Source organism: Paenalicyclobacillus cellulosilyticus, assembly GCF_014647315.1.
Taxonomy (GTDB): domain Bacteria; phylum Bacillota; class Bacilli; order Alicyclobacillales; family Alicyclobacillaceae; genus Alicyclobacillus_J; species Alicyclobacillus_J cellulosilyticus.
In genome coordinates, this window is the sequence record NZ_BMOY01000006.1 from 71,111 (window position 1) to 85,438 (window position 14,328).

The window sequence follows — 14,328 nt, forward strand, 5'->3', positions numbered from 1 at the left end:
GCCCACCTCGCTCCGTGCTACGGTCCATTATACCAGGAGTTCGGCGAGCCATTGACTTTTGCGGCGGCGCCGTGCTATATTAGCTTGCGTCGATGACGGAATGTAGCTCAGGTGGTAGAGCGCACGGTTCGGGACCGTGAGGTCGCAGGTTCGAGCCCTGTCATTCCGACCATGCCTGTGGCGCCGCCGGGATGGGCGGCGCTTTTGATTTGGCGGGCGTGCCCGCGCTTGTTCCCGACGCTTCCGCGTCGGCATCCCGCCCTCGTGCCGCGGGTCGCACCAACTGCCCGAGACGCGCGGGGCTCGCCGCACAAGGAAACGACCGGACCACCCCGACGTGAAGGTGGATGGGCAAGACGTCAAAACGGTAGCCGCGCGCGCGCAGGTGCCGGATGATGACCGGCAGCGCCTCGGCGGTGCGGCGACTGTTCGATACCCCGTCGTGGAACAAGACGACCGCGCCTGGACGCGCATCGCGCATCACCGCACGCACAATGGCCATGGTGCTCGTGCCCGGCCGCCAATCCTGAGAATCTACGCTCCAGAGGGCAATCGGGTGACCAAGCCGGTTGAGCACCCGGCGAGCTTGCGGCGTCACCGCTCCTCCCGGTGGGCGGAAATATAATGGAAGAATCCCGCTCGCCCGCCGGATGGCCGCATCCGCGCGCCGCACGTCGGCCACCATTTGCGCTTCCGGCTCCTCCGTGATCAACCGATGCACATAACCGTGGTTGCCTATCTCGTGTCCTTCCGCCCGTTCCCGCCGCACAAGCCACGGATACCAGGTGCTGCGCTCGCCGAGTACGAAAAACGTCGCCCGCACGTGTTCCCGTTTCAACACGTCGAGGATCAAGGGCGTGTAACGCGGGCTGGGACCGTCATCGAACGTCAGGTACAACACCTTGTCGCCGGGAGCCGCCTTTGCCTTGACCGCAGCCGCGGCAGCCGCTGGGGCAGCCATGGCCGGGTGCAGAGCGCAGTCTGCCGCCTGCCGCGAGGCCGCCCGCGCCGGCATGGCTGCCGCAGCCAAGGCCAAACTGACCCCTGTTAGGAAGACGCCTCCAGCCATGAACCCCCAACGGATCGCCGGACGCCGTCGCACCATGCCCGCTCGGCCTCGCTGCATCACGGTTCGCCACGCCCCTCTCCGTCGTGCGTGCGATGCACAGTGTATCCCCGCGCAAAGTATCCCCGCGCAGCCAAATGGGCATGCGAGTCGCGGCGAACACGCGCATAACCCCGGCGCCGGCCGGAAACCCTGAGCAAGGACGAAGCAAAGGAGACATCCCCGTGCGGTATCCACAGACCATCGCAGTGACCGTGCAAAACGCGATGCTCAAATGCGCCGGCTTCACCGCTGTGCTGCTCATCGCCGACTACCTGGTGCCGAGTCTCTACGGCGGATCGTGGTGGCGGTCGCTCGCCCCCATCCTCGTGACCGCAGGCGTGCTGACCGCCATCGGTGCGCTGGCCGATCTCGTCATCGTCCCGCGCCTTGGCAACCTGCGGAGCCTTCTTCTCGGCTGGCCCGCGATGGCCGCCATCATCTGGGCGGTGCCGCAGGCCTGGCCGCGGACGCGCATGACCGTGCTCGCAGCCGTCCTCCTTGCCGCGGGCGCCGCTCCGTTGGAAGCCGCCCTGCACCGGTACGTGGGCGTCAACCTGTTCGGATGGCGGCGCTAACCCGACCCATCACCCCGGCGTCAACACGTCCTCCCGCGCAGCGCGCCGGTCTCGCCCGGCCTGCGCCGCGGACACGGTCAGCAACGCCTCCCAGCGCAGCCATACGTAGCGGGCTCCGTTGGCGAAACACATGAGCACAATCAGCGTGCACAACGCCACCCATGCCCCGGTCTGTCCGAGGTGCAGGAAACGCGTGAGGACGATGGTCAAAGGCACGAACACCAGCCAGTTGAGGAGCGCGGAGATGCGGAACAGGTAGGTGGTGTCGCCCACCCCGCGCAGACCGCCGCCGAAGATGATGCCGCCGCCGTCGAACAGCTGCACCGCCGACGCCAGGTGAATGAGACCCACCGCGAGCGCGACGACCTTGGGATCGGAGGTGTAGATGCGGGCCACCGGACCGGCGCAGACGAGCAGAAAGACGGAGAACAGCGCCATGAACGCCACGCCCAGTCCGACGGTGTGCAGCCCCACCCGCCGCGCCACCAGCGGCCGCCCCGCACCCAGCTCCTGCCCGACCGCGATGGTGGCTGCCATCCCGAAGCCGTTGGCCGGCATGAACCCGAGCGACAAGATGTTGAGCGCAATCTCGTTGGCCGCCACCGCGGCCGTCCCGAGCGAGGTGATGCAGGCGGTGAACACCAGCATGCCGAGGCTCATCGCCAATTCCATCGCGGAGAGCTTCACGCTCTCGCGGCCCACCACGGCCATCTGCGACGGCGAAACCGCGTACCAGGCGCGGGTGGCAAAGCGGCGGTGGTACAAGCCGTAGTGCACCGCGAGGCATAAGAGAAACCCTATTCCCTCGCTGACGACCATGGACAGCCCGGCCGCGGTGAGACCGCCCTGCGGCAGGCCGAAGCGGCCATACGTCCAGCCGTAGGTGAGGGTGACCAAAAGCACGTTCGTCCCAAGCGAGATGTACATCGGCGTCTTGGTGTCGCCGACCGCCCGCATGTACGCGAAATACACGTTGCTCAGGATAGAAAACGCAAACGCCCACATCCTGGCCTGCAGGTAGGGTGCGCCGTCCCGCACCAACTGGGCATTGGCGCCCATCCATGCGAAGATGTGGGCGGGCAACGCCAGACTGCCCAACAACACAAGCGCCGAACACCCAAGCGACAGCCAGAGCGCCGCCTGCATGCGCTCGTTGCCTTCCCGCATCGTGCCCTCGCCGTAGTTCTGCGCGACCAGGTAGTTGACCGCCTCGTTGATCCCGGCGAACAAGGCCCAGGTGTTGTACATGATGATGTTGCTGATGCCGACCACCGTAATGGCCGCCGCCCCCAAACGACCGACGATGACCAGCGTCAGCATCCCGGTGAACGTCATGGAGGAAAACGTCGCGATGGAGGGCAGGGCGAGCGTCAGGATGCGTTTCCATAAAGCGAGCACCGTCCCATCCCCCTCTTCCCGGTGCGAAAACAGCGGCGCCCTGCCAGCCCAGATGCCAGCAGGGCGCCGCTTCATCTTACCACAAACCTCCGCGTCCCGGGGAGATCCACCGCTTCACGCCTCCGCGAGCACCCCGTCGACCGCCGCAGCCAACAACCCCTGGCTGACGAGAAAATCAAACACCGTGAAGCGGGATCGCAGCTCGTACGCGCGCAGGAACGTCAGGCGCAGTTGGCGCGCGTCGAGATCGAGGCCGCGCGGGTCTTGAGGGATATCCATCGCGTCAAGCGACGCCTCGACCGCGGCAAACAGCGACAACTCCGGCTCGAGCGCCGCCAAGATCTCGTCTGCCGCGACACCCTCCGCCGGCAGCGGATGGTCTGCCAGCCAGCGCCGCTTCTCGCGCTGCGCCGCGATGATCTCCTCCGCACCCGCGCCATAGAAGCTGCGCGCCGCCTGGTCCTCGGCTTCCGTCCAGGGAGGCAGCGTCACCTGCGTGACCCGCCCGCCGTTCGCCGTGCGCGCCTGCAACCAACGCGCGGTCCAACGGTAGAAGCGCATCATCCAGCGCGTCGCATAGCCCACCTGCAACCCGTGCGCCATGTGATCCCGCTCGCCCCGGTAAGCCAACAGGTCCCAGAAATGAGAGCAATGGTGCTCGCTGCCGCTGCACGGGCGCGAGTTGCCCATCATCGCCATCGCGATGCCGGAGTTGATGAGCCCGGCGAACAGCGCCGCCACCGCCGTTTCGCTGCGCGCCCTGATCTCCGCCGCGTGCTCGGCGCAGTAACGCATCGGCGCCAGCACCATCCGGTACGCCTCCGGGCAGAAGTACTCGCCGAACAGCGTCCGCGACAGCTTCCAATCGAGGAGCGAGATCGCCTTGCCGATGAGGTCGCCGTAACCTGCCTGCACCAGCGGCCACGGCGCCGCCGCAAGCACCGCCGGATCGGCGAAGATGGCCTGCGGTGCGTGCGCCGGCAGCGTCGTCTTCACCCCGGCGAACTGCATCGCCGCCACGCTCGACGCGTACCCGTCCATCGAGGGCGCCGTCGCCGCCACCACGTACGGCACGCCGCGGCGGAACGACGCGTAGCGCACCGTATCGTTGATCACGCCGCTGCCCACCGCGATCGCGACGTCGGGGGCGGCATCCGCAAGCGCGGCTTCCACCGCCGCGACCGCCTGCTCGTCCGGGAGCAAACCGTGCCGCTGCGGAAAGACGTGCACCCCGGCGGCGAACCCCCGCGCCTCCAGCGCCGCCAACACCTCGCGGCCGTGTACGTCGTACGTGTTCGCGTCCGCCACGAGGAGGATGCGCTGCACGCCCCGTTCCGCCAGCCACCCGGAGAGCGTCGCCGCCGCGCCGGGGCCGACATGGACGTGCGCAATCGGCACCTCGTGCGTACGGCCGCACGCGCAGGCAACCGGCCGGCCCAACCATGCGCGCGCAATCTCCATCTCTCCCAGCCCCCTTCGCTAGCCCATGATCCATTTCCTGCGTCCCTTGTGCCTCACGGCGCTCCCGGAGCAGGCTCCGCCGCCGCCACGAGCCCCAACAGCTCTGAAAACGCGTGGATGACGACGTCCGCTCCCTGCAGCTCGCCGTCCTCGTGAAACGCGGCGTAGTCACAGCCGACGACAAACAGGCCGTTTTCCTTGCCGGCTTCCACGTCGGACGCCCTGTCTCCCACCATCCACGCCCGGCGGATGCCGTGTTGGTCCAGGATGAGCCGCACCAACTCCACCTTGGACCGCGTCCGGTACTCGCCCGCGCTGTACAAGCCGGTGAACAGACGGGCGACCCCTTTGTGCCGGATGACTTCCTTTACATACGCCTCCAGGCCGTTGCTCGCCACGAACAGCCGTATGCCGCGATCCGCCAGCGCCGCGAGCGTCTCCGCCACACCGGGGTAGAGGACGCCGAACCCCTCCCGCAGCTTTTGCAGCTGTTGTTCGAGCAGCAGCGCATCCGCCCGCTGCACCAGTTGCGGGGAGGCATCATCGCCCAGCACCCGCCGCCAGATCTCCGGCAAGAGCATCCCCAGGCTGCCGAGAAACCTTTCCTCGGGCGGCGTCGCGCCCTGCCACAACCCTTCGGCCCGCAGGCGATCAAACGTCGCGTGGTACGCGGGCAACGACAGCGTCTCCGTCCGGAACAGGGTGCCGTCGAGATCGAACAGGATGGCTTCCGGCCAGGGCGGACGCACGGCGGATGCTGCCGCACTGGCCGGAGTTGCACGTGCACGCGTTGCGTCAGAAACCACGGATGCCACCATCGCTTTCGCTGATTCCATCATGGAAGACGGGCCGTGGCAGCACGGCCCATCCCCCATTGTACCGCATCGCCGCCCGCGCCGCGTCAGCGGCTTGCCCGCGCCAGGCGGATGACGTTCCACGACGCCTTGGGCAGGGTTGCGGTGAGCTCGCCCCCTTCGACGCGCGCATCCCCGCCAGCCCGTGGCACCACGTTGTCCGGATGGTCCTTCGTGTTCGTCGCCTTTAGGTCATCGTGGACGAGCACGATGTGCTCCTTGACCTGGTAGCCCGCGAACCCACGCACATCGGCCGTGAGGCGGAGCGGATCGGTGAGATGGCGGTTGACCGCAAACACGGTCAGCTCGTCGTCCTCTTCGCGCCAGACCGCCGTGGCTTCCAGGTACGGCACGTCGGTGAACGTCTTGGTGTCGTACACCGGCGACTGCACCGGCGTGTGGAGCACCGTCCCGCGGCCAAAACGCGACGCGTGCAAAAACGGGTAGTAGATGGTCTGCCGCCAGGCCGGGCCGCCGTTCTCCGTCATGATGGGGGCAATCACGTTCACCAACTGCGCGAGGCACGCAATCTTCACCCGGTCTGCGTGCTTGAGCAGGGTGATGAGCATGCAACCCACGAGCAACGCATCCTCGAACGTGTACACGTCCTCGAGCAGCGGCGGCGCCACCGACCAGGGCGTGACCTTCTTGTCCGCCTCGTTCGAATGGAACCAGACGTTCCACTCGTCGAACGACAGGTACATCGTCTTCTTGCTGCGCTTCTTCGCCTTCACGTAATCGCACGTCGCGACGACCGTGCGGATGAACTGGTCCATGTCGAGCGACTGCGCCAGGAAGTTCGGCGTATCGCCGTCCCGGTTCCCATAGTACGTATGCAGCGACAAGTACTCGACGTGATCGTACGTGTGCTCGAGGACGGTCGCCTCCCACTGCGGAAAGGTCGGCATGTGCGCGTTCGAGCTGCCGCAGGCCACCAGTTCGATGGACGGGTCCACCCACTTCATGGCCTTGGCCGTCTCGGCCGCTAACCGGCCGTACTCGTCCGCCGTCTTGTGGCCAATCTGCCACGGGCCGTCCATCTCGTTGCCCAGACACCACACCTTGATGCGGTGCGGCTCGCGCACGCCGTGGGCGATGCGCAGGTCGCTCCAGTACGATCCCGACGGGTGGTTGCAGTACTCCACCAGGTTGCGCGCCGCGTCGATGCCGCGCGTACCGAGGTTGACCGCCATCATCACCTCGGCGCCGACGCGCTGGCACCAAGCGGCAAATTCATTGGTGCCGACCCAATTCGGCTCCGTCGAACGCCAGGCCAAGTCGAGCCGCCGCTTGCGCTCCGCCACCGGCCCGACGCCGTCCTCCCAATGGTAGCCGGACACGAAATTCCCGCCCGGATAGCGGACGATGGGAACCTGGAGCGCTTGGACGAGTTCCATCACGTCGCGGCGGAAACCCATGTCGTCAGCTGTGGGATGCTCCGGCTCATAGATGCCTCCGTACACCGCCCGGCCGAGGTGTTCGATGAACGACCCGTAGAGGCGCGGGTCGACCTGCGCCAGCGTGAACGCGGGGTCAAGGTAGAGTTTCGCTGTGTGGGTTGACATGCGGGTCATCACCTTTCGCGTTCAGTTCTTCGTCGTGATCGACTTGGCATCACATTAATAATCAAATTAATTACATAGCATTTATGTTAATATAGTAGCGACAACAAAGGATGGCTGTCAAGCACAGGAACGCATGTTTGCACACGGATGTGCGATTTCATCCTCCCCGCCGGCTCAATAGTACGGGGCTGGAATCACGATGTGACCCGCGACGGGCCAGCCGTCCTTCGTCCAAGTGAGTTTCCGAATCTGCAACTTCGGATTTCCGGCGTCGGAGGCGTCATAAAAATGATAAACCAGGTAGTACGTGTTGCCATCGCGATACACCGACTGCCCCCCGGGACCTATCATGTCCCCTTGATTACCGAGCAGCAATGTTCCGCCGCCTTGCATCATCGGCTTGCCACTTTTGTCCACATAGGGACCCGTGATGTTCTTTGACCTGCCCACGCGAATGGTGTACGTGCTGTCCACACCTCGGCAGCAGAAGCCAAACGAAACGAACAGGTAATAATACGGTTTACGATAAACGAGGCTGGGTGCTTCAATGGCGTGAGGCATTTCGGGCCGGTACGCCAACGAATACACCTTGGGCGGACTGCCGACCGGTTTTCCTGTATTCGGATTCAGTTTGATCATCTTGATGCCCGACCAGAACGAGCCGAATACCAACCACGGTTGTCCATTGGCATCCACAGTAAAATTCGGATCGATGGCGTTAAACGGGTCGGCAGAAGTCGACTGAAATACCATGCCGCGGTCGATCCACTTGTACTGTGGACTGCGTGGATCCAGCGTTTTGTTGGTGGCCAGGCCAATCACAGAGTTGTTCGAACCAAAGGAAGAACCGGCATAATAAACTTGATACTGCCCGTGGTAATAGGACACGTCGGGAGCCCACAGATTTGGGATATTCCCGACCTGATCCGTGATCCAAGAAGGGATGGTGTCGAAAACGGTACCGACGTACTTCCAATGAACCAGGTCCGTGGAACTGCGAATCTGGATGTTGCCGCCGCCGATCGCGCCCTGCGGGTCACCTGTCGAAAACACGTAGAACGTATGACCGTCCCGCACCATCGACGGATCGTGCACAAAATCGTAATCCAGTCCAGGCGTAGCGTTTGCGGTCACATCCATCACCATGCTGATTGCGGCCATCAGGCCCATCATCCAGCCCAGCACCCGCTTGGGTGATTTACGCAGCACAGGCAAACCCTCCCGTGTCCCGTACGTTGATCCGTTCACAAGCGCGTGGCCATATTACAATGCACTCAGAAGCACCACCGACATAGGAGGCAACAGCGCGTCCAGATGGTTTGCGCGGATCGACATCGCATCAAATGCAGTCGGTTGCACAGCATTCGGTTGCTCGAACGTATTGTGGGCCGACATGTCGGATGCAGTGAGAATCGTACCAACGACACGTTGAATCTCTTGACCACGAAACTCGATGGTCACATGGGCCGAATTCGCATGATCGATGTTGCACAGGGTCACATGGACTTGACCAGCCCCGTCTTTGGAGGCCGAAACACTGACCCGCGGCAATTCCTCTCCTCCATGTGCATACACATCGGTGGACGCAATGCTTACAGGAAGCAATTGAGCATCCTGGTGGACCTTGTACATCTCAAAGACGTGGTACGTCGGCGTCAATACCATGTGCGGACCGTCCGTGAGAATGGGTGCCTGCAACACGTTCACAAGCTGCGCAAGGTTCGCCATCAATACGCGATCACAACGGTTATTGAAGATGTTGAGTGTGACACCTGCCACCACCGCATCGCGCATGGTATTTTGCTGATACAAGAAAGCCGGATTCGTCCCAGGCTCCGGATCATACCAAGTGCCCCACTCGTCCACAATGAGCCCGACGCGTCTGTCTGGATCGTACTGGTCCATGATCGCAGCGTGCTTCGCAATCAATTCATCCATGACAAGCGCCTTTTTCATGGTGACAAACCATTCGTCCTCGGTAAATTCCACGGCGGAACCCTTATGCTCCCACGTGCCAGGAATGGTGTAGTAATGGAGACTTATTCCATCTAAGTATCTCCCTGCTTCACGCATCAAAACCTCAGTCCAATGATAGTTATGGTCACTTGCGCCGCACGCAATCCGATATATGGGCTGTTCTCCGTATCCTCGGACAAAAGTCTGATAGCGACGGTAGACATCTGCGTAGTATTCAGGGCGCATGTGACCCCCGCAGCCCCAACTCTCGTTCCCAATCCCGAAAAACCTGAGCTTCCAGGGGTGCTCTCTTCCATTCTCGCGGCGCCAGTTGGCCATGGTCGAGTCGCCGTCGAAGGTCATGTACTCAATCCAATCCTGCATCTCCTCAACCGTACCGCTGCCCACATTTCCACAAATGTATGGTTCGCAGGCTAACAATTCACATAGAAGCATGAACTCATGTGTTCCGAAATCATTGCCTTCTATGACCCGGCCCCAATGCACGTTGACCGTCCGCTTCCTCTGTGCCCTTGGACCGACTCCGTCCTTCCAATGATACGTATCGGCGAAACACCCGCCGGGCCAACGAAGCACCGGAATGCGAATCCTTTTGAGCGCTTCAAGCACGTCGTTGCGGATGCCTTGCGTGTTCGGGATGTCTGACTCTTCTCCGACCCAGATGCCGCCGTAAATACACCGTCCGAGGTGCTCCGCAAAGTGACCGTAGATATAGCGATGGATTGTGCCCTTTGGCCTCGCGGTATCCACAATGAGACGATGTGTCATAAAGTCTGCCTTCTTTCCTGCGGTGTCTGTAAGTCATTCACGACTGGTTCTTTCACTGATTAAATTAGCCTACGTCCTCTCACCCAAACTTCAAGCTCATAGAGGGCATGCTGAGCATTTCACCGGATCACACGCGCCACCGAGTACGACCTTTCAGTTCGCTCCATGACTCGCATCATCCAAGAACGCTGACGCAATCTGAATGTTATCTATGTTCAGCGCACCTGAGTGTTTATTGGAAAATTCAATCGTGTTCATCCCTTTGCGCAGGTATACGTCCATAACGGTGGTCCAAAAGTTGTTATCCGCATACGTATTACGGAAATAGACCCTCTTAGATGCGCCACCATTTACGCTAATATCCGCAGCGCAATCCACAACATTGAGATTGTAACTATTCACTCCCCCATTGGCGTCAACAAATTCACCGTTTGAATACCGAATCACCAATCGATATAACCCAGATTCCGGAACATGTATATCATTGAACTTAATGTTAGAACTACCCTTCGTATTTGCAGTTAAAGCTACATATTTACCCCCAGAAGCATGCGGATCACTCAGGACGCGAGCTATTCCACCAAGTGAATTCTTCTTCGATTCCGCTTCAAGTGTCAGAATCTTTTTTGAATCTCCATGGTCGGGTGTTAAGTCAATATAGTTCAGAACAACGTCGTCACGATTATCATTGGTAAATGCAGAAAACGTTATGTTGTTAATACCGGCCTGCAAGAATATTTTTTCGTCGACAACACCCCACTTGTCCCACGAACCTGTACTTGGAAGATCCACATATTCGAGGAATGATCCATTCAACTGCATCTTTACAACCCTATCATTTGGCGACCCAGTGACAGGGCCAGCAGAGTAGCACAGCCGCACGTCATAAAAACCGTCCTTATCGACGCTTACAACAAAGTTAGTACTTGCACTATTGCTGTTTTCATATCCGCTGACATAGCCGTGTCCTGGATAACCCGAATTTTTGCCATACTCAACTACCGCACTCCCAGAAAGCTGGGCATATTCTGCGGCATAACGATTTATCACATCGAAATCCGGTGTGCTGTTACGCGGAGGCAAAAAAGTTAGATCGATCCGATCGAGTTCGACTGTATTCGCATCGATATGGTTTGGATCCGGGTACGCTCCGAAAGTTATAGTATGAACTCCTTTGCTCAAATTCACGTAGACTACCTTCGTCCTCACGAAATTCCATGCAATGTCTGTTGGATACTCGATAAGTTGCCACGGATGGTTATCCACCTTCAGGCGTTGTAACGCCCAATTTCTCCAACCGTTGTCATAAAAAATGGTCATCGCATAACGACCCGAATATGGTACATGTACGGTAAATCTAACCAGACTATCAGGGTTGTTAATATACCCAACACGCGCTCCGCCGGAATTATAATTGTTATTGGCGTCCGCGTCTGAACCCCCATACAACACCTTGGCATCGGTTATCTTCGCCTTCTCCGCCTCGTACGAAGCCGACCACGGTTGTTGGACTCCGACCCACTTTGTATCCCCCGAATCGGTTGCGGGCGTGATAATCATATTGTAGGCTGCAGATGCCTTCATGTTGCTCACCGGGACAACAACGCGACCATTGATTACGGGAAAGATCCCGTCGATCTTCAATGCAGGCCCGTTGGAAGCACCTTCGTACCCCGACCAATCTGACTCCCAAACGGTAACATGCACGCTTGTACCAAAATATTTCGCAGTACTAAATCCATTTATTACAATATCCGAGTTTCCGCTGGCTCCTCCGAAGAGGATGTGAACTTGCCTATTTCGCTTGTCCAGAGAGGCCAATCCTTGTAAACCCTCTGTCGTATCTACGACTGGTGGAGTCACCTGGACAGTGTCGCCTGTCATGTCTGCATACCATTTAAATAGCCACCACGCTCCGTTACCAAAAGCATTTTGTACGATAAGATCGTCCATATTTCCAGCCGCATGCCAGTATGCCATGGCAGCGGATACCTTACTATTCTCGAATTTCGATATCCATTGAACCAACCTGCCCGGGACGGATAAGTCCCGGAAATTCCCGTACTCAGTGATACATACTGGGATTGGTTTAATACCAAGACCACTTTCTATGCTCCTGTAGCTCGCGTAATCAGTAGACCACCCTGCTAGGGAATTCGGATTTAATTCATGCCATGTAAATATATCTGGGAGACAATGGTTTTCGCGACAGAAATACAGGAAGTCGCTGAAGAACGCCGCATTATAGTAAGACAGATTTGGACCCGCAATTTTCGCTTTTGGATACAGGGATTTAATCTTTCTGTAGACAGTACGCCAGTCCTGGAAAAATATCTGTTCGTTACTTCCTGTGTTGTACCAAATCCAATCTGGCTCGTTAAAAGGGACAAAGACGTATAGATCAGGGTTAGACGTGGCTAACACGGTACGGACTATCGAAGTGACATGAGCAAGATAACTTTTGATTCCAAGGTGTTCATATGGAAAATGAGCGTAGATATCTTGCATATAAATAAATATCTGTTTTCCGCCTACCTTTGAGAACTCGTTTCCAAGATAGGTGGCATCTCCGCCAGGATGCTGCAGTCCCCCGGTAGGTTTTTGCTCAACCAGGTACGGCTTTAATGGAATGAGTGTGTTAATGCTTGGAGTCCCTGGGTGAGTCAATCCATAAAGAGCCCCATTAGCCTCATGGAGAACTGGTCCGGTATCCGCTGCTATATTGACTACCAATTGCTGCCTGGAAGCTGACAAAGCCTCCTGAACAGGAACCAGTCCGCTCATCAAAACTACACCCGAAACGGCTGATGCTATGCGGAACACAAGCCTTCGCATCATTATCTAATCACCTCAGACAATAGTAGTTTTCATGTAATGGAAGATATTGCAGCGATGATCGCACCGCTTCAATCCAAAACCTGATCAAATCCAAGTTCAATATGCAATACGCTATTGTGTACCACATCTGAAGAAAAATCCGAGACATTCACGCCTCGTTCACCCGGATCCAAGTGCATCCCGTTCTGTCCCAACCTCGCCATAACGGCTAATAAGGGGCAACTATACCCGCACTTCAACAGCCATAAAGCGAAAAACTGAGCATGAGATGTTATCAAGCCAAAGTTCACTTACGATTGTTGATAATGATCCACTAGAGACCATTTCGTCCCCTCTTCAGCTAAATGGCAAGCCACCTCACTACCGTTCAAGACGCGCAGCTCAGGAACCACTTGCGCACACTTGTCGATAGCGATGGGACAGCGTGGATGAAAACTGCATCCTGAAGGTGGATTTGTAGGGTTAGGCATATCCATGCTTCTTAATTGGACCATGCGCTTTTTTCTTGATATCTCCGGATCGGGTACCGGAACCGCCGAGAGCAAAGCACGCAGATATGGGTGTGTGGGATTGGCCAACAAATCATGAACATTTCCCGTTTGAACAACTCTCCCTAAGTACATGACTACCATGCGACCATGGTTCGCGATATAACGAGCCGTGGATAAATCATGAGTAATATAGATGAAAGCGATACCGCGCTCTTTGTTCAATCTTGACATCAAATTTAGTATTGATAGGCGTAACGAAACATCCACAGCTGAAACAGGCTCGTCAGCTACAATCACCTTAGGATCTATTGAGATGGCGCGCGCCAAGCAGACACGCTGCCTCTGTCCCCCGCTCAGTTGATGGGGATATTTTCCCAGAAACTGTTCTCCCGGTGTCAACCCTACGCTTTCGAGCAATTCAACGACTTTTTCTCGAGCACTGCGGTGGTTCTTTGCAATGTTATGGCGCAATAGCGGAGGTATCAACGACTGTTCTACACTCCGCATAGGATTCAATGCCGCATACGAATCCTGCATCATCAATTGAACATCTCGTCGATATTCCAGAAACTCCTTTTTACTCAATCGCCAGATATCTTTCCCTTTATAGCGCACCATACCGCTTGTGGGTTTTTGCAACCCAGTCACCACACGCGCAAGAGTCGTCTTACCACATCCACTCTCTCCAACGAGTGCAACCACCTCACTAGGAGCAAGCCGAAAATTCACCTCGCTGAGCGCCGCAACGCGATCAGGTTTCCCAAAGAGACCTTTTTTTTTAACAAAAGAAACGCTCACGTTTTCGAGTTCAACAAGGTTGTTCAACTGAAAACCTCCCTCCACCCGTATGGGCGTATGAATCGTTAGAAGTGAAGATTTTACTCTGCGTAAGGTAGGTGACACACAACCAAATCGCCGAATTCGTTAAAGGTCCGAACCGGTTCAACGCTCTTGCAAATATTGTCGGCGCGAGGGCACCTTGGATGAAAAACACAACCAGAGGGTAAGTGCCGCAGATCTGGTGGCGAACCACTGATTTGCACGATATTTTCATTGTCAGAAACCAATGATGGAGTCGACTCAATCAAACCCTTGGTGTACGGATGCCGTGGATGTTTAAATAATCGGTAGACGTCACTGAATTCGACTAACTTACCTGCGTACATTACCCCCACATAGTCGGCAACCTGAGCTACTATCCCTATGTCATGTGTTACCAATAGTGTTACAGCCAGCGTATAATGGCCATAAGTTGACGGCGTTTGTTGTCCAGAAACTGACGGATTCGGTGGC

The 14,328-nt window shown here is 57.8% G+C and carries 11 protein-coding genes and 1 tRNA gene; 2 read left to right on the top strand and 10 right to left on the bottom strand.

Annotation, left to right across the window (positions count from 1 at the left end; translation table 11 throughout):
* Window positions 1–96: 96 nt before the first annotated feature.
* Window positions 97–172 (top strand) — tRNA-Pro (locus tag IEX97_RS03280).
* Here the strand turns inward: IEX97_RS03280 and IEX97_RS03285 are convergent.
* A complete protein-coding gene (locus tag IEX97_RS03285) occupies window positions 161–1,105 on the bottom strand; it encodes a polysaccharide deacetylase family protein (RefSeq protein ID WP_188881122.1) in 945 nt (314 codons plus the stop codon). The two genes, IEX97_RS03280 and IEX97_RS03285, sit on opposite strands and share 12 nt — an antisense overlap.
* Before the next feature lie 185 nt (window positions 1,106–1,290).
* Between IEX97_RS03285 and IEX97_RS03290 the strand changes: the two genes are divergently transcribed.
* Window positions 1,291–1,683, top strand: a complete 393-nt coding sequence (locus IEX97_RS03290; protein WP_188881123.1) for a DUF2512 family protein — start codon at window positions 1,291–1,293, stop codon at window positions 1,681–1,683.
* A 9-nt stretch (window positions 1,684–1,692) separates the two neighbouring features.
* Here IEX97_RS03290 and IEX97_RS03295 read toward each other — a convergent pair whose 3' ends face one another.
* The 9 genes from IEX97_RS03295 to IEX97_RS03335 all read right to left on the bottom strand — a co-directional run.
* Window positions 1,693–3,156 (bottom strand): MATE family efflux transporter, encoded by a 1,464-nt coding sequence (locus tag IEX97_RS03295; RefSeq protein ID WP_188881124.1) that lies wholly within the window; start codon window positions 3,154–3,156, stop codon window positions 1,693–1,695.
* A gap of 39 nt (window positions 3,157–3,195) precedes the next feature.
* Window positions 3,196–4,542 carry a sn-glycerol-1-phosphate dehydrogenase gene (locus tag IEX97_RS03300; protein ID WP_188881125.1) on the bottom strand — a complete coding sequence of 449 codons (1,347 nt, stop codon included), beginning with the start codon at window positions 4,540–4,542 and terminating at the stop codon, window positions 3,196–3,198.
* Between the two features lie 53 nt (window positions 4,543–4,595).
* Window positions 4,596–5,291, bottom strand: coding sequence for an HAD family hydrolase (locus tag IEX97_RS03305; protein ID WP_229776319.1), 696 nt, complete (start codon window positions 5,289–5,291; stop codon window positions 4,596–4,598).
* Between the two features lie 152 nt (window positions 5,292–5,443).
* A complete protein-coding gene (gene arfA, locus IEX97_RS03310) occupies window positions 5,444–6,961 on the bottom strand; it encodes an arabinosylfuranosidase ArfA (RefSeq protein WP_188881128.1) in 1,518 nt (505 codons plus the stop codon).
* A gap of 174 nt (window positions 6,962–7,135) precedes the next feature.
* Window positions 7,136–8,170, bottom strand: a complete 1,035-nt coding sequence (locus IEX97_RS03315) for an arabinan endo-1,5-alpha-L-arabinosidase (RefSeq protein ID WP_229776321.1) — start codon at window positions 8,168–8,170, stop codon at window positions 7,136–7,138.
* A gap of 54 nt (window positions 8,171–8,224) precedes the next feature.
* The gene (locus tag IEX97_RS03320) at window positions 8,225–9,706 is read right to left on the bottom strand and encodes an alpha-N-arabinofuranosidase (protein WP_188881129.1); all 1,482 of its coding nucleotides are present in this window, start codon (window positions 9,704–9,706) and stop codon (window positions 8,225–8,227) included.
* Between the two features lie 153 nt (window positions 9,707–9,859).
* On the bottom strand, window positions 9,860–12,490 hold the full coding sequence (locus IEX97_RS03325; RefSeq protein ID WP_188881130.1) for a delta endotoxin C-terminal domain-containing protein: 2,631 nt from the start codon (window positions 12,488–12,490) through the stop codon (window positions 9,860–9,862).
* 344 nt (window positions 12,491–12,834) lie between these two features.
* On the bottom strand, window positions 12,835–13,860 hold the full coding sequence (locus IEX97_RS03330; protein ID WP_188881131.1) for an oligopeptide/dipeptide ABC transporter ATP-binding protein: 1,026 nt from the start codon (window positions 13,858–13,860) through the stop codon (window positions 12,835–12,837).
* Window positions 13,861–13,913: 53 nt separating this feature from the next.
* A partial coding sequence (locus IEX97_RS03335) for an oligopeptide/dipeptide ABC transporter ATP-binding protein (protein WP_188881132.1) occupies window positions 13,914–14,328 on the bottom strand: 415 nt, incomplete at its 5' end.

Excerpts from the sequence above, each read along its gene's own strand:
- IEX97_RS03285 (WP_188881122.1), bottom strand. The coding sequence starts at position 1,105 with ATGGTGCGACGGCGTCCGGCGATCCGTTGGGGGTTCATGGCTGGAGGC.
- IEX97_RS03295 (WP_188881124.1), bottom strand. The coding sequence starts at position 3,156 with ATGAAGCGGCGCCCTGCTGGCATCTGGGCTGGCAGGGCGCCGCTGTTT.
- IEX97_RS03300 (WP_188881125.1), bottom strand. The coding sequence starts at position 4,542 with ATGGAGATTGCGCGCGCATGGTTGGGCCGGCCGGTTGCCTGCGCGTGC.
- arfA (WP_188881128.1), bottom strand. The coding sequence starts at position 6,961 with ATGTCAACCCACACAGCGAAACTCTACCTTGACCCCGCGTTCACGCTG.
- IEX97_RS03320 (WP_188881129.1), bottom strand. The coding sequence starts at position 9,706 with ATGACACATCGTCTCATTGTGGATACCGCGAGGCCAAAGGGCACAATC.
- IEX97_RS03325 (WP_188881130.1), bottom strand. The coding sequence starts at position 12,490 with ATGAGCGGACTGGTTCCTGTTCAGGAGGCTTTGTCAGCTTCCAGGCAG.